Origin of the sequence: Sulfitobacter pacificus, assembly GCF_030159975.1 — a bacterium.
GTDB lineage: Bacteria > Pseudomonadota > Alphaproteobacteria > Rhodobacterales > Rhodobacteraceae > Sulfitobacter > Sulfitobacter pacificus.
This window is the reverse complement of record NZ_BSNL01000001.1, coordinates 825,441-844,913: the sequence shown is the minus strand read 5'-3', so window position 1 is coordinate 844,913 and position 19,473 is coordinate 825,441. Positions and strand designations below refer to the sequence as shown.

The window sequence follows — 19,473 nt, the reverse complement described above, 5'->3', positions numbered from 1 at the left end:
GTGGCCCTTATGCGTCGCGTCTTGCCGCATATAAGGCGATTGCGGCAGCATTCGAGACATTCAGTGAGCCAAATGCACCAACTGCGTCAATCCGCACCAAGGCATCCACCGTCTCGCGGGTCTTTTCGCGCAGCCCCGGCCCCTCGGCCCCCAGCACCAGCGCCACGGGGCGATCACGTTTGCCCTCGACCGCAGCTTCAATCGACAGCTCCGCCTCGCCATCCAGCCCCAGAACAAGATAGCCCATGTTCTGTAGCGCCCGAATCGCATCCGCAAGATTGCGCACCCGCAAATAGGGCTGGCGTTCCAGGGCACCTGATGCCGTCTTGGCCAGCGCCCCGGTTTCCGGTGCCGAATGGTGGCGCGTGCCAATCACCGCAGAGGCACCCAGCACCTCGGCAGAGCGTAGAATCGCCCCCACGTTATGCGGATCAGTCACCCGATCCAGCAACATCACCCGCGGGGCCGCGTCACCGATACAGACATCCTCAAGCCGGCCCCAATTCAGCGGCTTCACCTCAAGGACAGCCCCCTGATGCACCGACCCCGAATCCAACGGGGGTTTGAATTTACGCGGATCCACAACCTCGGGGGTGATTCCCGCCTGCGCTATCGCCTCTTCCAGCTTTGCCTGGGCATTGGGCGTCACCATCAGGCGCAATTTCTCACGCTCGGGATTCATCAGCGCATCACGCACCGCATGCAGACCAAACAGCCAAACGGTCAAGTTTGCCTCGGCTTTCTTGTCTTGTTCTTTCTGAACGACCCATTTGGGTTTCTTCATCTTTTTTTGTCCTCATGTGCAGTCTGTGCAAAAGGCTATGGTTTTTGCCTTGACGCCCCTTAGGGCCGCTTGTAATCACGCCCTCACGTTCAGCGCAATGCGAAGGACGTAGTGGGCGACAGGCCGCAAGGTGTGGCAGGGGACTGTAACTCCCTCGCGGAGACGCACGCCTGGTTCGATTCCAGGGTCGCCCACCACTTTTTCTCCTCCGCAGCAGAATTTTCCACCTGAGACGAGCCACCGTATACACCGATTGCGATTGATGCCCCGGATCAAGCCTGCGCGCCGCTTCCGTGGCAGGGCCCACCTGCGGTTTCCTTGCGGAGGTATTCGGGACGTTTCAGTGACAGGTCGCAAACTGGCCCGTTTGCAAAACGGCTCCCGGATCACCCCACCCCGCAAAGTCGTGATCAATCAAGCGCCGACCAAATGCGCCGATTTATCAGCGGCGCGCCTGTGAAGAGGGCGAAATCGCGTTCGCCGTATCCTGAAGCCGTGGCAAAATCTCTGCCTCGATGCGTTCGCGGGTCCATGTATGAGCGGAGACCGAACATTGCACTGCCGCAAAAGCATGACCATCCGGCCCGGCGATCGGACAGGCCACGCCCAGTTCTGACAGGATCATCTGTCCGGTCGAGATTGCAAAACCGTTTGCAACGGCTTCATCAATACTGCGACGGATCTCATCGCGGTCCATGGTGGTGCGGTTGGTGAAAGATTTCAGCGACCATGTACGGACCGCCTCTTCGCGGTCTTCAGCAGAAAACGTCGAAATCATCGCCCGCCCTGCCGAGGTGGACAGCGCTGGCAAACGCCGCCCCACAACCGTTGCGGCAAAATAGGTGCGTTTGCAGGGCAACCGGCTGACATAGATGATATGGTCATCAGACAACTCCGCCAGATTGACCGTCTCACCCAGCTCCTGACTGAGGTCGATCAACTTGGGAATGGCCTGCCCGACAAGCTGATCAGACCAATAATAGGAATAGGCCAGTTGCAGCCATGCATGTGACGGCCGAAACCGCCGTGTGACCGGGTTTTTGTCAAGCATGCCTTCGATATGCAGGGTATTGGCCAACCGTTGAACGGCGCTTTTGTCCAGTTCGGTACGTTGGGACAACTCGACCAATGACAGCTCTGTGTGGGTTTCATCAAAGGCGCGCAACAGGCGCAGCCCCTTTGCAAGCGAACTCACATAAAGGGTATTTTGCTTCTTTTCCAAATGCTTGCCTCAAAACCTCGGTGAAACGTCATCCGGCGGCTTGATGCCAGCAAGTCTGATCGTATGAACTGGTCGAATATAAATACTCGGTATCATATTATAATACACCCATCAAGACAGAAAACCCATGGCCTTTACCTTCGACCGCCACGGGTCATCCGGCGACCCTGCCTGCGTCACGCATTCACGGGTGCAGGGACATTCATCCGGTGCGGAACAGCAGCCAAGATAGCAAGCCGTCGCGCACCGGGCAAAATCATGCCTGTGCCATTTCACGCCGCCAATAGGCCGAAACATAAGCGTCTTTGCCGGTCCGGCCTGCCGCCTTATTCGCGCTGCGCACATGATCCGCCTGTGCCCGCTCGCCTGCAAACCAAAGATAGGCCTCCGGAGTTTTTGCCAGTGCAGCGCAGGCATCTTGCGCCATCTGCGCCCCGCTTTGAGGCGGGCAGATCTCGATCTTGACGCCAGCATGTTCGGGCATCGGATAGCGGCCGGCAGCCTCGTTTCTGGGGTACATGCGGATATGCCCGGTCAGCGCCGGATTGGCCTCAAGCACCCGCGCGATGGCCGGAAAGGCGGTGTCGTCCGAGAAGCCAAGGATCGGCCCTGCCAGCTCGCATCCGCCGCCGCCGGGGCCCACGACCAATACATCGCTGCCCATCTGGGTTGTCGTGGCCCATTCAGAGGCGCGGCCCCCGTCATGCTGCAACAGGTCGAAAACAAGTTTCCCGGCCTCAGGGTCAACATAACGCGCGGTGTAGACCGGCAGATGCAGCGCTTCGTCCCCTTTGGGCCAGACTGTTGCGCCATTTGGCCCTAGCCGCGGCCAGACCGGCACCGCCAGATCAGCCGGGGGGAGCGCAAGACGGAAATGTATTGCCCCATTGGAAAACCGCGAGACATCCCCCGCCAGCGTAACACGGTAGAAGCCGCAGGGCATATGTTCGACAGATTGAAGCGTCATCACCTTTGCATTCACCGGCAAGCTGCCCTCTTCAACCTCGGCATCTGACCAACGCAACCCTTGGGCAACTTCAGGAAACACCTCCCCGATCTGCCCGACAATGCTGTCCTTGAGGGTTTGCAGGAAATCCGCACGCTCCGATATGATCTCAGCCCGGCAGCCCTCGCCAAGTGGCACAAAGGTGATGCGCCCATAATAGGTCTGTACTGCCAATCCCCTGGCATCATCTTGCGCCACGGTCAGATCATGCGCCTGCGCCTCGGCCAGGGTAAACTGGCGCAGCGGGGCAAAGGCAATGCCGGGCAAATCTGTATGTGCGATATGTTCAGGCATGACTGACCTCCTTTGGTGAACGATGACCGGCAACGCGCCAGATGATGGGTAGGGAAATCAATGAGGCGATGCAGGCCGCGCTGAAAAAGACACCGTACCCGAGGTATTCCGCGACATAGCCCGCAGTGACCCCGGCCACCATGCTGACGGCGGCGTCCATACATTGAAAAAGGGTGAAATCCACGCCCCCCTGGCGCGGGTCGGACCAGACCATAAACTGCCCGTATAGCGCGACGAAACCAAATGCCATGACGGCCCCGCTGGCCACCATCGCAACCGGGGCAACCACGGCTGCCGGCAACAGGACATCCCCTGCCGATATCCCGACAAGCGCAAGGATCGCGGCCTGAACCGCCACCGCTGCAACCAGCACCCGCCGGGTGCCGAAACGGCGCACAAAGGCCCCGCCAAACAGCGCACCGGCAAGCCCAAGCGTCAGCCCACCCAGCCCGCTGAGCAATCCCAGTTGCGCAAGGTCATATCCTGCATCGATAAAGAAGGCACCGAACATGCCCATACCGGTCTTTTGCGCAATCACATAAAGCGCGGCGACCAACAAACCCTGACGGATCTCGGGGCGGGCTAAAGACGCACGCAGACTGGGGGTATGAGCACGCACGCGGGCTTCTGCCCCTTTGACGTGCCAGACAAACGGCAGGCATAAAATGGCAATCACAACCGCCATTGTCCACGTGCCAACAAACCAGCCGGCATGATCAACAAGGATCATAAACAAACCGCCGCCAATGGCCCCGCCAAGATAGGCCCCGCCCACTTGTGCCGCGTTGCCCCAGCCATAATCACCGTATTTCAGGGCGGCGACCGCGTGGCCATCACAGGCGATATCCACCGTCGCCGTGGCAAAGGCCGCTATCAGCAATATTGCCAGAACCGGCATCAAAGAGGTCGGCCCGATCAAACCAACCAGACCAAGCGACATCACGGCAACCGCCGCACCGATTAACACGATCAATGCCGAGCGGTCACGCCCCTGCAAGGGCAGGCGGAACCGCTCTATCATCGGTGCCCATAGAAATTTCAGCGCCCAGGGCAGCACCAGCAGCGAGACCAACCCGATCTTGTCCAGCGCCAAACCCTGCGCCCGCAACACCCCCGGCAAGCCGGACCATGTCACACCCGCGATGACACTTTGGGCGATGTAAACACCGCCCAAAGCACCGATTGTGGCCCATTTGCCCTGCATGACTGCCATCAGAAACGATAGTTCAAGGTTGCAGTGGCAGTACGGCCTTCCTGACGGTAGCAGAAGCCACCACTGCAATTCTGGCCGGTCTCATCAAAGATGTTTTTGACGTTCACCTGCAAACCCAGGCCATCGTAACCGATCTGGCCAAAGTCATAGGTCAGAGCAAGATCAGCAAAGAAGGCATCGCCGTTCTTGAAACTGTTCTGGTCATCACCCCAGCTTTCACCGACATAGCGCAGACCAGCCCCGAACCCGAAGCCTTTCAAGGCACCTTGTTGTGGCTCGTAGAAGGCCCAGAGAGAGGCGGCATGCTCTGGTGTGGCGGACAGTTTCTTGCCTACGGTTCCGGCGGTCCCTGCCTCGATTTCCATATCCAGATAGGTATAGGAACCGATCAGGCGCAACCCATTGTCATAGTTGAACTGCCCTTCCAGCTCCAACCCGCGCGAACGCAGATCATAAGGCACCTGAATTTGGTTCAACCCGCCAAAGACAGTCGGATCGACGTTCTGGAACACCACACCGTCCTCTTGCTGGATGTCAAAGACCGAGAGGCTGATCAGGCTGTCCGTGCCGGGCAGCTGATATTTAACCCCCACCTCTTTTTGCAGCCCGCGCGTCGGATCCGCCGCACGGCTGCTGAGCGGATCAGTGGGATCGGTGTAGATTAGCCCGGTTGTTGGGACAAAGGAGCTGGAAACATTCCCGAACAGTGACAGGTTCGGGTTCATCATATAGCTGACCCCAACACGCCCGGAGAAACCGTCATGAGATGTATCCGAGCCAACCTGCGCGGCGTCAAATGTGGTGAGGTCAACCTGATCATAGCGCCCGCTGAGGAACACGCTGAACGGGCCGTTGACCATTTGATCATGCAGGTAGATGCCCACTTGATCCATCTCCTGACCGCCGTAATACGGCAAGGTCAGCGCGTCAGTCTCCAGTGCCGAAACATAGCCCAGCGCATAATCCGCATCATAAGAGGTGCGACTTACATCAACCCCGGCAACCATGGTGTGTTGCCAGGACCCGGTGTCAAACCGTGCCTCCACCATAGTGTCGACGACAAGGTTCTCGGACTGCTCGACGTAATGCCCCCAATAGCGGCTCAGCCCGCTGCCAGATGGGTAAACACCGCTAAAGCGCATATCGGCGTCGACATGCGAATAGCGCAGTTTTTGCCGCAAAATCAGGTTGTTGTTAACCTCATGTTCGATCTCGTAGCCCAAACGCCACTGGGTGTTCTCAAAATCATTGTATTCCGGGTCACCAACATAGAAATCCGACGCCACTCCATAGCTGGAATTGTGATAAACCGCCGTACTGCCGACCACCGCATCGGCATATTCACCCAGAATCGTCACCGTGGTCTGGTCAGTCAGCTTGTAGGTCAGCGCAGGCGCAATCAGGTTCAGATCATCGCTATACCCCTCAAGCGGTGTATCCGCATTCCGGCTGATGCCGGTCAAACGATAGCTCAGCCTGCCCTCTTCATCCAAGGGCCCTGAGAAATCAAAGGCCAGCTCTTTGCGGTTCTCAGACCCCGTGGTCAGCTGCAACTCGCGGTAGCGTTCGTCTTTTGGCCGTTTGGATACGACATTCACAATTCCCCCGGCACCGCTGACCCCGTAAAGCGCGGAGGACGGCCCTTTCAGCACCGCCGCCCCCTCGAATGTGAATGGTTCATTGCGATACCATGCCGAGGGGCCGTTGACCTGCCGCAGCCCGTCGCGGAACAACCCGTTGTAATAGGCGGAGAACCCCCGCAAATAGATGGCGTCATACCGGGTATCGAACCCAAAGTTTGTCACCCCTACCCCCGATGAATATGACAGTGATTCCAGCAATGTGCGCGGTCGCTGATCTTCGATCTGATCTTGGGTGACAATGCTGATCGCCTGCGGCACATCCTGAATTGCGGTATCAACACGGGTCGCCTGACGCCCGGATGATCCAACGTAGCCGTCCTGAACCAGCGTCTGGTCGCTCTCTGCTTCCAGCGTAAGGGTGCCCAGTTCGACGGCATCAACTTCTTGCGCATGCACCCCCGGCGCAACCGAAAGGGCCGCGATAATCGCGATATATGAGGTTCTCATGTTCTGTCCCGTATTTGATTTTCCCCTGTGATGGCGGGAAGAAAGCAGAGAGTCAAACTATTTTAGTCAGGATTATTTTAAATATCATTTACAGCACCTTACGAAATATCTGCACAGAATATGCCAGAGTAATCCCCGTCGTCGGCACTGCAATACGCTGATTGCTGTCGCCACCAACCGGCGGTGATTTCTGCCTTGGGTAGTAAAAATATCTTCCGATTGATGTTTCGCGCTTTAGATGCATAGTTCTTTGATATGCCACGCACTGGCCTTGCCGGGCCTGCCGACATGCGCCACCTTTTGGCACCCTTTTATCAGGAGAATAAATTGAAACTGCTGCTCAAGACATTTGCCATCGCATCTGCCATGGCCCTGACCGCCGCACCCTCTTTCGCCCAAGAGCGGATCACCTATAAGTCGGCCAAAACAGCCTCTTCCTATTACCAGATGGGTGTGCAAATTGCCGAAGCCATGCGGACCGGCACCGATGGTGCGGTTGTTGTGACTGTGGAAGAAAGCCAGGGGTCGGTTCAAAACGTCATGGAAGTGCGCGCACGCGGGGCGGATTACGTCTTTACAACCCCGCCCGCCCTTGTCGGTTTGGCGCAGGGAGGAAAAGCGATGTTCGAGGGCAAGGGTGATCCCTCCTTTGACAACATCCGCGCGCTGTTTCCGATCCCCTCCCTGACCATGCATTTTGTGGTTTCTACCGACAGCGGCATCGAAAAATTCGAAGATATGGCAGGCAAGAACATCCTGCTCGGCAGCGGCAGTTTCGGGGCCCGTGAGGGGGAGAAATATCTGTCGCTCTTTGGTCTGGAAGGCAAAGTGGAACTGGCGGATTCAGAACTGTCGAACGCTGTTTCAGCTTTGAAAAACGGGCAGATTGACGGGTTTGTGACGGCTGGGTCTTATCCGGCACCCAACGTGATTGAAGCGGCGGCATCCACCGGGGTGCGGGTTCTGTCCCTTTCCGAGGAACAGGTCGCGCAAACCAAACGTACACCGCTAACCATCCCGGCCGGAACCTACGCCGGTCAGGAGGCGGATGTTGCCACAACCTCTTTGCCGGTTGTCGCCTATACCACCACCGCAATGAGCGACGACACCGCCTATCTGCTGACCAAGACGTTCTGGGATCAGAAGTCCGAACTGGGCAGCGCCGCCGCATGGTGGAACGCCATCAGCCCTGACATGATTGCAAACATCACCACAGCGGTTCACCCCGGTGCGCTGCGCTACTACGAAGAGGTTGGCGCGCCGATTTCTGACGCGCATAAGTAACCATCTCAGCCCCTGACCTGCCCGGCGATACCGCCGGGCACATTTCATTTCTTCGAGTTCCCACTATGATCAACACCCGCACTACGGCCCTTTGGGCCGGGCTCGGCATGCTGATGATCATCGCCCATATCGGGCTGATCTTTTATGGGCTGGTGCCTAATCTTGTGGCCCGCCCTCTGCATCTGGCCCTGATCCTGCCTTGGGTGTTTGTCTTTCCAGCCGTGTCGTCGGGGCAGCGCATCTGGGGGCTGCTGCTTGCGGGTGGCGGGGTGGCCTGCTGTCTCTGGATTGCGCTGCACCATCAGGAATTGCGCAACCAATACGGGTTTCTGGAAGGGCAAGGCCAGATCCTCATGGCACTGTTCCTGCTGGCGCTTGTGCTGGAAGCCGCGCGGCGGATGATTGGCTGGCCGCTGCCGCTGGTTGCTGCGCTTTCACTGGCCTACGGGCTATTTGGCCAACATATTCCGGGGCAATTTGGCCATTCCGGCACACCGCTTGCCAGTTTTCTGGGGACGCTGACCATTGCCGAGGGCGGGCTCTGGGGTAGTCTCACTGGGGTTTCCGTAGGTGTGGTTTCGATCTTTGTGATTTTTGGGGCGGTGCTGAACGCAGGTGAAGCGGGTCAAGGGTTCATGAATGTCGCCGCCGGGGCGGCGGGCCGGTTGCGCGGCGGGGCGGCAAAGGTATCGGTGTTGTCCTCCGCCCTGTTCGGGTCCATTTCCGGCTCAGCCTCTGCCAATGTCGCCTCGACCGGCGCGGTAACCTTGCCCGCGATGGTCAAACTTGGCTACCCCAAACGCCTTGCCGCCGCGGTAGAGGCTGTTGCCTCTTCTGGCGGGCAGATCATGCCGCCGCTAATGGGGGCCGGTGCCTTTGTGATGGTCGAACTGACCGGGGTGCCCTATCTGGAAATCATGCTTGCCGCGACCCTGCCTGCGGTATTGTTCTTCTTTGCCGTCTGGATTGGCATTGATGCCTTTGCCACGCGCCATGCGCTGAAAGGCATTCCAAAAGACGAACAACCTGCCCTGCGCGACATCCTGATTACCTCCTGCTTTTTTGCCCTACCGTTTTCCGTGCTGCTGCTGGGGATGTTTGCCCTGCGCCTTACCCCGCAATATGCCGCCGCATTGGCGATTTTTGTCGGCATCGCCCTGCTGGCCTTTAACGGGCAAACCGGTCTTGACCTGCGTCAGGGGGCACAGCGTTTGTCACAGACCTGTATCAGCGCGGGACGTCAGATTGCGATGATTGGGTCGATCATCATCTGCGCCTCGATTGTGATTGGTGTGCTTGGCATCACCGGACTGGGGGTCAAGCTGACCTCTTTCATCGTTTCCGGTTCTGGCGGCGCGCTTTGGCCTTCGCTGTTGCTGACCGCCCTGGCCTGCCTGTTGCTGGGGATGGAGGTTCCAACCACTGCCGCCTATGTGATCTGCGTTTCTGTCGCCGGGCCTGCCCTGACCGATCTTGGTCTGGACCCCTTGCAGGCGCATTTGTTTGTCTTCTGGTTTGCCCTGCTTTCAACCATCACCCCGCCGGTCTGTGGGGCAGTGTTTATCGCGGCGGGGATGATTGGGGAAAACTGGCTAAAGGTGGCACTCAGCGCGATGGCGCTTGGGATTGGTCTGTATTTCATTCCGCTGGGCATGATTGCCAACCCCCAGATCATCCGGCTAGGGGATGCCCCGCTTGAAGCACTTATCGCCTTTGCCAAAATGGCATTTGGGCTGGCCTGCCTATCGTTTGGTCTGATCTCAAACTACCATCTGGCGCTGCGACTGGGGTTGATCCTGCTGGGGCTTGGGGTCTTTTTTGCAGGCGCCTTTGTCTAGCGCCAAAGGACGGCATCGGGTAAGCCCCGTTGGTCCGCCACAGGGGTCCCCCGTGGTCCCGCCTGCTGCTTGCAGCAGTTAAGGAGTCAGAACGTCGCCCCGTGCAAAACGCGCCACATCCATGCTCAGATCATCATAGACGATCTGGATGGTGATGTCCTGCACAGAGCCCAGCCGCAAGGTCAGATAGGGCGCCCCATCCTCTGCCAACACCGCGTTGGGTGTGGAAAATTCCGTGTGACAAGGGGGCAGTGGCCAGTTCTGCATCGTCTCGCCATTGACGGAAATCGCCATCGCCTTCAGCCCGCAACGCCAAGCCCAAAGATGCGTCACATAAAGCAGGTCCTGCCCGTCGTATTCGCGCACCGCAACCCAATTGCCCTTGGTGGCGTTCAGGATCGGCTTGACCTCTGCCGCAGTGGTGAACTTTCCGCTGGGGGTCTGCGCCTCTGGGGTCAGCCCGGCAGGCACCACGGTCATGTTGAATTGTTGCTGTGATGTATCTGCTGCCGCATTTGGTGTCGCGGGCACGGGTGTGCCTTCGATCACCATCCCCTGCCCGATCACCACACTGTTGGTATCGACCTGAACCCCCGCCGCCTGTGCTGACGTTTGTGCCGATGGGGTGCCGTTCAACGTGGCGGCCACCATCGCAAAGAAAATCTCCAACATGGTCTGTCTCCCTGTCCGTGGCGAAATTGCCGTCTTTTGTGCAAACCCATTCGCGCCTATAGTCCCCAAAAAACAAGGCGCAGCAGAACTATGGCACGTGAACAGGCAAGCCCGCAAACCTCCAATCCCGCTTTTAATGTGGTGATCGTTGGTCAACACGGACGGTTGGCCTATGAGGCGCTGATCTTTGCCGCGTCGCTGCGCCATTGCAGTCCCGGTTTCAAGGGGCGGCTGTTTGTCGCCGAACCCCAGCCCGGGGTACTTTGGAAAAACGACCCGAGCATCAAGAACGCTGAGGTGCGCAGCGCGCTTGAAAACCTAGGGGCGGAGATTATTCCATTTGAAAGCAAACACTTCGGTCAGGAATACCCCTACGGGAACAAGATCGAAATGTTGAAGGTGCTGCCCAAGGGCGAGCCCTTTGTTTTCTTTGACACCGATACGTTGATTACCGGCGATCTAATGTCTGTCCCGTTCGATTTTGACCGCCCCAGCGCCTCCCTACGGCGCGAGGGCACATGGCCGATTCCGCAGATTTACGGCCCCGGTTACACCGGATTGTGGAAATCACTTTATGATAAATTCGACCTCGATTTCGACAGCAGTCTCGATTTAAGCCAGCCGGATGAATACTGGCGCCGCTACCTCTATTTCAACGCGGGGTTCTTTTATTATCGCTGTCCGCGGGAATTTGGCGCGAAGTTCCTGCATTACGCCTTGGCGATCCGTGACACACCGCCTGTCGAACTTTGCGCACAGTCCTTTGATCCATGGCTTGATCAGGTCGCCCTGCCTTTGGTTATTCATGCACTTGGCGGCGGGCGCGACACCCTGCCCGAAGGCTACCTGGATGGCGAGGTCAGCTGTCATTACCGTTTCCTGCCGCTGCTTTATGCGCGCGAAAGTGACCGGGTGATCGAGCTGCTGGAAACCGTCACCGCCCCCAATAAACTGAAAAAAGTGCTGAAAGGATCAAATGCCGCCAAACGCATGATCTATCAGGGCCGCGGGCATAAGGTGCGCGCCCTGTTTGATCAGGGCAACCTGCCAAGGCGCGAACAGATGATCCGCAACCAGATCAAGAAAAACGGATTCTGGATCCGCTGACCGCCGCGGCAACGACCAAACACCCGTTTTGCCACCGATCCGCTTTGCAGAACCCTTGTTCCTAGAACGGGCGGCTCTCTTGTGTGGGCAATGCCCATCCGCTAACCATTTGCCAAACCCCAAGGAGGAGATCCCCATGTCTGACCAAACCTACGGCTTCGACACGCTGCAAATTCATGCAGGTGCCCGCCCCGATCCAGCAACCGGTGCGCGCCAGACGCCGATCTACCAAACAACGGCCTATGTGTTCCGCGATGCCGATCACGCAGCGGCGCTGTTTAACCTGCAAGAGGTCGGATATATCTATTCCCGCCTGACCAATCCGACGGTTGCGGTTTTGCAGGAACGCATTGCCACGCTTGAGGGCGGTGTGGGCGCGGTTTGCTGCTCCTCCGGTCATGCCGCACAGATCATGGCGCTGTTCCCGCTGATGGGCCCGGGCAAGAATATCATCGCCTCGACACGTCTCTACGGCGGTACGGTCACGCAATTCAGCCACACGATCAAGCGTTTCGGCTGGGAGTGCAAATTCGTTGACTTTGATGATCTGGACGCGGTGAAAGCGGCGGTTGATGACAACACCCGTGCGATCTTTGGCGAGGCGATTGCCAACCCCGGTGGTTATATCATGGATGTGCGCGCCATTGCCGATATCGCTGATGCGGCAGAGGTGCCGTTGATCATCGACAACACCTCGGCCACACCCTTCCTGTGCCGCCCCATCGAACATGGCGCGACACTGGTTGTGCATTCGACCACCAAATACCTGACCGGTAACGGCACGGTCACGGGGGGCTGTGTTGTCGATTCGGGTAAATTTGACTGGTCCGCAAACGACAAATTCCCCTCGCTCAGCGCGCCCGAGCCCGCCTATCACGGTCTGAAGTTCCACGAGACCTTCGGCAATCTGGCCTTTACCTTCCACGGCATTGCCATTGGTCTGCGTGATCTGGGCATGACGATGAACCCGCAAGCGGCACATTACACACTGATGGGCACAGAAACCCTGTCGCTGCGCATGGAGCGCCATGTGGAGAACGCCAAGAAAGTGGCGGCATGGCTGGAAAAAGACGACCGCATCGAAAAGGTCACCTATGCCGGTTTGGAATCCTCACCTTATTTCGAACGTTCCAAAACCGTCTGCCCCAAGGGTGCCGGTGCCTTGTTCACGATCAGCGTGAAAGGCGGCTATGACGCCTGTATCAAACTGGTGAATGCGCTGGAAATCTTCAGCCATGTGGCAAACCTGGGCGACACGCGCAGCCTGGTGATCCACTCCGCCTCGACCACCCACCGCCAGCTTTCGCCAGAGCAGCAAGAAGCCGCCGGTGCCGGTCAGAACGTGGTGCGCATTTCCATCGGCACAGAGGACGCAGATGACCTGATCGCAGACCTTGATCAGGCGCTCAGCAAGGCCTCAAGCTAGGAAACACCGCCCGTCGGGCGGCATGATACCACCAACAAGGGCCTGTGGCGGGCATCGACCTGCCGCAGGCCTTTTCATACGCGTTCCTACAGGCTATTCTAACGTCAATCCGCGGTTAGGAAATTGCCGTTAGTCCTTGTGTAAAAGTCTCTCGTGATGAAGCCCAGTTTTGCCCTTTCCCTTTCAGTTGACGGTATTCGCCTGTTGCACCGTGCAGTGGGGGGGTGGCGCATTGTCGGAGATGTAGCGCTCGATGCAGGGGATATGGCCGCGGAACTGGCCGTGCTGCGCAAAACCGCCAGTGATCTGGAACCGGGTGCATTGCACAGCAAGCTTTTGCTGCCCAACGAACAAATCAAATATCTGACCATCGACACCCCCGGTTTTGACACTGCCGCACGCCGCGCTGCTGCTGTTTTCGCATTGGACGGCGCGACCCCCTATGCGGTGGATGATCTGGTCATTGATTGCAGTGTTGATGGCGATCACACACATATTGCTGCCGTGGCCAAGGAAACGCTGGAAGAAGCAGAAAGCTTCGCCCGCGACCACCGGTTTAACCCGGTCAGCTTTGCCGCAACGCCGGGGGATCAGCCCTATGTGGGCGAACCGTTTTTCGGGCAAACAGAGGATTGCGAAACCTTCCTGCAACCCGGTGAGACGGTTACGCCGGATGACGTTGCCGTAAAGATCGTGACGACCCCTCGTGTGACGCCGCCTGAAGGTGCCACCGAAGCAGCCGCATCAAAGGACCCAACGCCAGCGCAGGATGTTGCGCCAATGGCTGTGGAAGCGACCCCGGAAGCCGCCGAACCAAAATTTGATCAGACCGAGGAAGCACCCGCCGGTTCAGCACCTGCTGCCAAGGTCGAAAGCAAAACAGCAAAAGCCACTGCGACCCTTTCTGAAAAATCGGGGCCATCTGAAGAAACCGCGCCTTCCGAGAACATTGCATCGCGAGAAATTAATCCGCCGCTGGACAAACCTGCGACACCCGACAAGGCGGCTGCGTCTGATCCTACCGCGGCAAGTAAGGCCGCCACCCCAGTGGAACAGCCCGCCGCACAGGAAAAAACACCGCTCTCCAAAATAGACCTACCGCCTGAAAAGGCCGCACCGCCATTGGTCGGCTTTGCCAGCCGCCGCGGGCCGGAGGCCGCGACACCGCCTAAACTGGACGGGGTACAGCGCGATCGTATTGCCGCCGCCGACGTTTCGGTCAGTTCAGGGCATATCGCCATTGAGCCCGAGACCATTGCTCCCACTCCCGCTGCGGAATTGCCTGCGGACGTTATGGCCGCCCCATCAGCGGACCGTACAAGCGGCTTCCTCAGCCGGCGCTCCTCCAAAACTCAGGGTGCCAAAGCGAAAAAGGCGGCGGCACATCCCCCCGTCGCCGGCACGGAAGAAGCGTCTGAATCAGAGCGGATGACAATTTTCGGGGCCCGCAAGTCACAGGTCGGCGGCAAGCCACGGTTTCTGGGGTTGATCCTGACAGCGGCCCTTTTGATGTTTCTGGCAGGTGTGGCGGCATGGGCATCGGTATTTCTGGATGACGGCATGCGCCTTTCGCGGCTGTTTGGGCAGCGCGCCGAACCTCAAGTCGCATCCGCCCCCCCGGCTGTTGTGGCGGAACCGGAAACCGCCCCCGAAGTGCAGCTTGCCGCGCTGGAAACCAGCCTGAGCGAGGAAGACGCCGCTGTGCTGGATGCGCTGCGTGAGCCGGTGCAACCCGCGGTCCCTGCTGCCCCGACAAAGGCCGAGGTTGAAGCCCGCTATGCCACCACCGGCATCTGGCCGCTGGCACCGCAAGTGCCGCCTGAACCCGCCGGTTTGATCAATATCGAAGACCTCTATCTGACAAGCATTGACCCGGTCAGCACCACAACCGATGCGGTTGCCCTGCCAAATGGGGCCAGCTTTGGCACCGATATTGTGTTGGCGGCATTGTCCTCACCGGCTGCGGCGGGCACCGCCTTTAAACTGGATGCGAACGGTCTGGTTGTTGCCACAGCCACTGGCGCGCTAAGCCCTGATGGTTACACCGTTTTTCTGGGTAAACCCCCATTGGTCCCGCCCGCCATTCCGGCGCGTTTTCAAACCACACCGGAAGAGACCGCCGTTCAGGATGCTCTGGCTGCGGCGCGCCCCAAACCACGTCCTGCTGATCTGGTGGAAAAAACCGAACGTGCGCAGCTTGACGGGCTGACACGCAGTGAGCTGGCCGGCTACCGCCCTGCCCTGCGCCCAACATCACTTCAACAAAAAGCCGCCGCGCAGGCGGCTGTTCAAGAGGCACCGACGGTTAAACCGATTAACGTTGACGGTGCTATCGCCCTTGCGCTTGCCACCCCCAATCCAATTGAAAATGCGACTAAATTTGCCGTTCGCGCCTCTGTGCGGCCTGATGTGCGCCCCCGCAACTTTTCACGGATCGTAAAGCGCGCGCAAAAGGCCAAACCCGATCCGGCCGTTCGCGTCGCCAGCGCAGCAACCATCGCCCCGCGCAGCGTCACACCCAAGATCCCGTCAAGCGCCTCTGTCGCGAAACGGGCCACGGTCAAAAACGCGCTCAACCTGCGCAAGGTGAACCTGATTGGGGTTTACGGCAAACCCTCCAGCCGCCGCGCCTTGGTCCGTCTGGGCAACGGGCGCTATCAAAAAGTTGTTGTTGGCGACAGGATAGATGGTGGACGGGTATCCGCAATTGGCGAAAGTGAATTGCGCTACAAGAAAAGAGGCCGCGATCTGGTCCTCAAGATGCCAAGATAGGGCAGCTTTATACCGCCCTATCCCGTGCCCCCGCCGTCAGGAGGCGTCTTTTAACTCACCGTTGTCGATCTGCTCCTGTTCGATGCTTTCGAACAGCGCTTTGAAGTTCCCTTCACCGAACCCGTCATCCCCCTTGCGTTCGATGAATTCGAAAAAGATCGGACCAATCACGGTTTTTGAAAAGATCTGCAACAAGATCCGCGTCTCACCGCCATCCACGACGCCTTCACCGTCGATCAGGATGCCGTGTTTGCGCATCCGGTCCAGAGGTTCGTCGTGGTCTTTCACACGTGCCTTGCTCATATCGTAATAGGTCGCAGGCGGGCCGGGCATGAATTTCACACCTTTGTCGGCAATCGCATCCGTGGCCTCATAGATATCACGTGCGCCCACTGCGATGTGTTGAATGCCCTCCCCCTTGTATTTCTTCAGATAGGCAACGATCTGGCCCTTTTCATCCCGGTCCTCGTTGATTGGAATGCGGATGCGACCACAGGGAGAGGTCAAAGCGCGTGATGTCAGGCCGGTAAACTTGCCCGAAATGTCAAAGAAACGGATTTCACGGAAGTTGAACAGGTCGCCATAGAACTTGAACCAGACGTCCATATTGCCCTTGAACACATTGTGGGTCAGGTGATCGAGATAGTAAAAGCCGACCCCTTCAGGCTTGGACTGGGTGATCCAGTCATATTCCCAGTTGTAGGGCGATGTATCGTAATACTGATCCACAAAGTAGATCAGTGACCCGCCGATCCCCATAATCGCGGGCACATCCAGCACCTTGCCGTCCCCAGTGTATTCCTCTGCCCCATTGGCGATGGCATGGGCCAATGCCTTTTGCGCATCCACAACACGCCAGCCCATTGAGGGGGCACAGGGGCCGTGTTCTTCCACGAATTTCGCAGCAAAGCTCGATGGCTCCGCGTTCAGCACATAGGTGATGTCCCCCTGCTGCCAGAGTTCGATTTTCTGGGTCTTGTGGTTGGCCACATGGGCATAACCCATCCGGGTGAAGAGATCGCGCAGCTCTTGCGGTTCGGAACTGGCGAATTCAACAAATTCAAAACCATCCGTACCAGCCGGATTCTCTGCCGAGATGATAGATTTGGGGGCGTCATGCGGGAAAGGGCCCATGGGGCAACTCCTTGAATGTGGAAATGGCGTTGGCGACCGTTATATAAGCAACGACCCGCCAAGTTTCCGCATTCTGTCGCTTTCGTCTGGCAATTTCCGTTCAATTCCCGCAGGAATGTCGAAAACCACGCGAGAAACCCGCACCATGCTGGATGAAATTGACACCCGCCTTTTGGCCGCCCTGCAAAAAGACGCACATTTGACTGCGCAGGAGTTAAGCGAACGCTTGAATCTGTCGGCCTCACAGGCCGGGCGACGGCGTCAACGGCTGGAGTCAGAGGGATTTATCAAAGGATACACCGCGCGACTTGATCCCTTGCGGCTGGGGTTGAACGTTCAGGGGTTTGTGCAGGTCCATCTGACGACCCATGGGCCGGAAAACTCCCGCAGTTTCGGGCAATTGATGGCCGCACGTGCCGAAATCGTGAGTGTCTGGACGATGACAGGGGATGCAGATTACCTGTTACGGGTCTATTGTGCAGATCTGCCCAGCCTCAACCGGCTTATTCACGAGGTCTTGCTGCCCCATCCGGCAGTCTCGCGCGTGAACAGCCAAATTGTGATGGACCAGCTTAAACCTGACGGGCCGCTGCCCACCTGATAGCATGCCCACTCTTTCGACCTATATGACACCTGATCGCCCCAAGCCTCTATTCCTTTGAAAGGACCGACATGGAAGGTTTCCTGTTCCAAGCCACCATCTACCTTGCAGCTGCTGTCATCGCGGTGCCGATTGCCGCACGGTTGGGGTTGGGGTCTGTGCTGGGATATCTGGCGGCAGGTATCCTGATTGGTCCCGTGCTGGGGCTTGTGGGTTCCGAAACCAAGGATCTGCAACATTTCGCCGAATTCGGCGTGGTGATGATGCTGTTCCTGATCGGGCTTGAATTGGAACCACGCGCCCTTTGGGACATGCGACACCGGCTGTTGGGCCTTGGCGGATTGCAGGTGGTGATTTCTACCGCAGCGCTGATGGGCATTGCCATGGCCTATGATCAACCGTGGAATGTGGCACTGGCGATTGGTTTGACGCTGGCCTTATCCTCTACCGCGATTGTGCTGCAAACCCTGTCAGAAAAGAACCTGATGCGCACCAGCGGCGGGCGCTCTGTGTTTTCGGTGTTGTTAACGCAGGATATCGCCGTGATCCCGATCCTTGCTTTTTTGCCGCTGCTGGCGATCTCGACGGTTGCGGGGGTCATGCCGGACGGATCAATCTCGGTTAACCCAGAGAAAGTCGACGCCGCCCATAAATCCACCGAAGGCTCCCATGGCCCCGCCGCTGCCGAAGCTGCGTTCTCCTTTGTGCAAAACCTGCCCGGCTGGGGGGTCACCCTTGTGACCATCGCCGCCATCGCTGCCATTATTGTTGTTGGCGTGTTTTTCACACGGCCCGTGTTTCGCTATATCCACTCGGCCAATCTGCGTGAGATGTATACCGCCATTGCCCTACTGATCGTCACCGGTATCTCGTTTCTGATGATGCTGGTGGGGCTGTCACCCGCATTGGGTGCCTTTCTTGCGGGCGTGGTCCTGGCCAGCTCTGAATTCCGCCACGAGCTGGAAACCGACCTTGAACCCTTCAAAGGGCTGCTGCTGGGGCTGTTTTTCATCACCGTAGGCGCGGGTATCAATTTTGAGCTGCTGTTCTCCGACGCGGTGATCATCATTGGCATGGCGCTGCTGGTGATCATCATCAAAGGGATGATCCTCTATGGGTTGGCCCGTATCTTCAAACTGCGCGGGCGGGACCAATGGTTGTTTGCCTTGGGGTTAGCGCAGGCCGGTGAATTTGGATTTGTACTGGTCAGCTTCTCGGTGACCACCGGCGTGATGCCCAGCGTGGTTGCCGAAACCCTGCTCTTGGTGATTGCCCTGTCGATGCTGATCACGCCGCTGTTGTTCATCCTTTATGATGTGATTCACAAACGGATGGAGGATACCGGCGGCACGGCGGAACCGGATGATATCGAAGATGACGGTCCTGTAATCATCGCGGGGATCGGGCGCTTTGGTCAGGTCGTGAACCGTTTGGTACAGACCAGCGGCTTTCAGACCGTTGTTCTGGATCACAACCCGGAGGCAATTGCGGTGATGCGCCGGTTTGGGTTCAAGGCCTATTTGGGCGACCCGACCCGCCCAGATATCCTGCGCAAAGCGGGCATCAAGGATGCACGTGTGCTGGTTGTGGCGCTGGACGACCCCAAAGCTGCGCTGGGGCTGATCACCTATGCCCGCAAGGAACGCCCGGATCTGCACATCATCACCCGCGCACGCGACCGCACAGAGGTGTACCGCCAATATCAGGCCGGTGCCAATGACATCGTGCGCGAGATGTTTGACAGCTCCCTTCGGGCGGGTCGTTACGTGTTGGAAAACATGGGCCTGTCAGAGTTCGAGGCACATGAGGCAGAACGGATGTTCTACGCGCATGACCGCATGTCGGTGCGCGAATTGGCCGCCCTGTGGCGGGCAGATGTCGAACCTTCTGCCAATAAGGAATACGTGGCCCGCGCCAAGGAATTGCAAAAGGACCTTGAAACCGCCTTCCTCAATCGTGGCGATGACACGGAAAAGAAACGCGCGTGAAAAATAGGGAGGAGCAGCACTCTGCGGCCCTTCCCTTTCCTT

The 19,473-nt window shown here is 58.1% G+C and carries 14 protein-coding genes and 1 tRNA gene; 8 read left to right on the top strand and 7 right to left on the bottom strand.

What is annotated here, in order from left to right; all coding sequences use genetic code 11:
- Nucleotides 1-7: 7 nt before the first annotated feature.
- Nucleotides 8-784 carry a 23S rRNA (guanosine(2251)-2'-O)-methyltransferase RlmB gene (gene rlmB / locus QQL78_RS04220; RefSeq protein WP_284370879.1) on the bottom strand — a complete coding sequence of 259 codons (777 nt, stop codon included), beginning with the start codon at nucleotides 782-784 and terminating at the stop codon, nucleotides 8-10.
- A gap of 113 nt (nucleotides 785-897) precedes the next feature.
- Between rlmB and QQL78_RS04215 the strand changes: the two genes are divergently transcribed.
- Nucleotides 898-981 (top strand) — tRNA-Tyr (locus tag QQL78_RS04215).
- A gap of 245 nt (nucleotides 982-1,226) precedes the next feature.
- Here QQL78_RS04215 and QQL78_RS04210 read toward each other — a convergent pair.
- The 4 genes from QQL78_RS04210 to QQL78_RS04195 all read right to left on the bottom strand — a co-directional run bounded on the left by QQL78_RS04210 (nucleotide 1,227) and on the right by QQL78_RS04195 (nucleotide 6,609).
- Nucleotides 1,227-1,979 carry an IclR family transcriptional regulator gene (locus QQL78_RS04210; RefSeq protein ID WP_284370877.1) on the bottom strand — a complete coding sequence of 251 codons (753 nt, stop codon included), beginning with the start codon at nucleotides 1,977-1,979 and terminating at the stop codon, nucleotides 1,227-1,229.
- Nucleotides 1,980-2,262: 283 nt separating this feature from the next.
- Nucleotides 2,263-3,306: a siderophore-interacting protein gene (locus tag QQL78_RS04205; RefSeq protein ID WP_284370875.1), complete on the bottom strand. Its 1,044-nt coding sequence runs from the start codon at nucleotides 3,304-3,306 to the stop codon at nucleotides 2,263-2,265.
- Entirely contained in the window at nucleotides 3,299-4,519 is a 1,221-nt protein-coding gene (locus QQL78_RS04200; protein ID WP_284370873.1) for an MFS transporter, read from the bottom strand. The genes QQL78_RS04205 and QQL78_RS04200 overlap by 8 nt, the downstream gene beginning before the upstream one ends.
- A complete protein-coding gene (locus QQL78_RS04195; protein ID WP_284370871.1) occupies nucleotides 4,519-6,609 on the bottom strand; it encodes a TonB-dependent siderophore receptor in 2,091 nt (696 codons plus the stop codon). Before QQL78_RS04195 ends, QQL78_RS04200 begins: the two co-directional genes overlap by 1 nt.
- A gap of 288 nt (nucleotides 6,610-6,897) precedes the next feature.
- On the opposite strand from QQL78_RS04195, the gene QQL78_RS04190 reads away from it, so the two are divergent.
- Both QQL78_RS04190 and QQL78_RS04185 read left to right on the top strand, forming a co-directional pair.
- On the top strand, nucleotides 6,898-7,893 hold the full coding sequence (locus QQL78_RS04190) for a TAXI family TRAP transporter solute-binding subunit (RefSeq protein WP_386258901.1): 996 nt from the start codon (nucleotides 6,898-6,900) through the stop codon (nucleotides 7,891-7,893).
- A 65-nt stretch (nucleotides 7,894-7,958) separates the two neighbouring features.
- Entirely contained in the window at nucleotides 7,959-9,731 is a 1,773-nt protein-coding gene (locus tag QQL78_RS04185) for a TRAP transporter permease (RefSeq protein ID WP_284370867.1), read from the top strand.
- Nucleotides 9,732-9,809: 78 nt separating this feature from the next.
- On the opposite strand, the gene QQL78_RS04180 is transcribed toward QQL78_RS04185, so the two are convergent.
- Nucleotides 9,810-10,403 (bottom strand): hypothetical protein, encoded by a 594-nt coding sequence (locus QQL78_RS04180; protein ID WP_284370865.1) that lies wholly within the window; start codon nucleotides 10,401-10,403, stop codon nucleotides 9,810-9,812.
- A gap of 90 nt (nucleotides 10,404-10,493) precedes the next feature.
- Here QQL78_RS04180 and QQL78_RS04175 point away from each other — a divergent pair, with 90 nt between their 5' ends.
- The 3 genes from QQL78_RS04175 (at nucleotide 10,494) to QQL78_RS04165 (ending at nucleotide 15,708) form a co-directional block, all read left to right on the top strand.
- The gene (locus QQL78_RS04175; RefSeq protein ID WP_284370864.1) at nucleotides 10,494-11,510 is read left to right on the top strand and encodes a hypothetical protein; all 1,017 of its coding nucleotides are present in this window, start codon (nucleotides 10,494-10,496) and stop codon (nucleotides 11,508-11,510) included.
- Nucleotides 11,511-11,646: 136 nt separating this feature from the next.
- Nucleotides 11,647-12,936, top strand: coding sequence for an O-acetylhomoserine aminocarboxypropyltransferase/cysteine synthase family protein (locus QQL78_RS04170; protein WP_284370862.1), 1,290 nt, complete (start codon nucleotides 11,647-11,649; stop codon nucleotides 12,934-12,936).
- A gap of 156 nt (nucleotides 12,937-13,092) precedes the next feature.
- Nucleotides 13,093-15,708 (top strand): hypothetical protein, encoded by a 2,616-nt coding sequence (locus QQL78_RS04165; RefSeq protein ID WP_284370859.1) that lies wholly within the window; start codon nucleotides 13,093-13,095, stop codon nucleotides 15,706-15,708.
- 36 nt (nucleotides 15,709-15,744) lie between these two features.
- On the opposite strand, the gene hppD is transcribed toward QQL78_RS04165, so the two are convergent.
- Nucleotides 15,745-16,842: a 4-hydroxyphenylpyruvate dioxygenase gene (gene hppD / locus QQL78_RS04160; RefSeq protein WP_284370857.1), complete on the bottom strand. Its 1,098-nt coding sequence runs from the start codon at nucleotides 16,840-16,842 to the stop codon at nucleotides 15,745-15,747.
- 145 nt (nucleotides 16,843-16,987) lie between these two features.
- Between hppD and QQL78_RS04155 the strand changes: the two genes are divergently transcribed.
- Both QQL78_RS04155 and QQL78_RS04150 read left to right on the top strand, forming a co-directional pair.
- Entirely contained in the window at nucleotides 16,988-17,443 is a 456-nt protein-coding gene (locus tag QQL78_RS04155) for an Lrp/AsnC family transcriptional regulator (RefSeq protein WP_284375439.1), read from the top strand.
- 71 nt (nucleotides 17,444-17,514) lie between these two features.
- Entirely contained in the window at nucleotides 17,515-19,431 is a 1,917-nt protein-coding gene (locus QQL78_RS04150; RefSeq protein WP_284370855.1) for a cation:proton antiporter domain-containing protein, read from the top strand.
- Nucleotides 19,432-19,473: the final 42 nt, after the last annotated feature.

Excerpts from the sequence above, each read along its gene's own strand:
- rlmB (WP_284370879.1), bottom strand. The coding sequence starts at position 784 with ATGAAGAAACCCAAATGGGTCGTTCAGAAAGAACAAGACAAGAAAGCC.
- QQL78_RS04205 (WP_284370875.1), bottom strand. The coding sequence starts at position 3,306 with ATGCCTGAACATATCGCACATACAGATTTGCCCGGCATTGCCTTTGCC.
- QQL78_RS04200 (WP_284370873.1), bottom strand. The coding sequence starts at position 4,519 with ATGGCAGTCATGCAGGGCAAATGGGCCACAATCGGTGCTTTGGGCGGT.
- QQL78_RS04195 (WP_284370871.1), bottom strand. The coding sequence starts at position 6,609 with ATGAGAACCTCATATATCGCGATTATCGCGGCCCTTTCGGTTGCGCCG.
- QQL78_RS04190 (WP_386258901.1), top strand. The coding sequence starts at position 6,898 with ATGCGCCACCTTTTGGCACCCTTTTATCAGGAGAATAAATTGAAACTG.
- QQL78_RS04185 (WP_284370867.1), top strand. The coding sequence starts at position 7,959 with ATGATCAACACCCGCACTACGGCCCTTTGGGCCGGGCTCGGCATGCTG.
- QQL78_RS04180 (WP_284370865.1), bottom strand. The coding sequence starts at position 10,403 with ATGTTGGAGATTTTCTTTGCGATGGTGGCCGCCACGTTGAACGGCACC.
- QQL78_RS04175 (WP_284370864.1), top strand. The coding sequence starts at position 10,494 with ATGGCACGTGAACAGGCAAGCCCGCAAACCTCCAATCCCGCTTTTAAT.
- QQL78_RS04170 (WP_284370862.1), top strand. The coding sequence starts at position 11,647 with ATGTCTGACCAAACCTACGGCTTCGACACGCTGCAAATTCATGCAGGT.
- QQL78_RS04165 (WP_284370859.1), top strand. The coding sequence starts at position 13,093 with ATGAAGCCCAGTTTTGCCCTTTCCCTTTCAGTTGACGGTATTCGCCTG.
- hppD (WP_284370857.1), bottom strand. The coding sequence starts at position 16,842 with ATGGGCCCTTTCCCGCATGACGCCCCCAAATCTATCATCTCGGCAGAG.
- QQL78_RS04155 (WP_284375439.1), top strand. The coding sequence starts at position 16,988 with ATGCTGGATGAAATTGACACCCGCCTTTTGGCCGCCCTGCAAAAAGAC.
- QQL78_RS04150 (WP_284370855.1), top strand. The coding sequence starts at position 17,515 with ATGGAAGGTTTCCTGTTCCAAGCCACCATCTACCTTGCAGCTGCTGTC.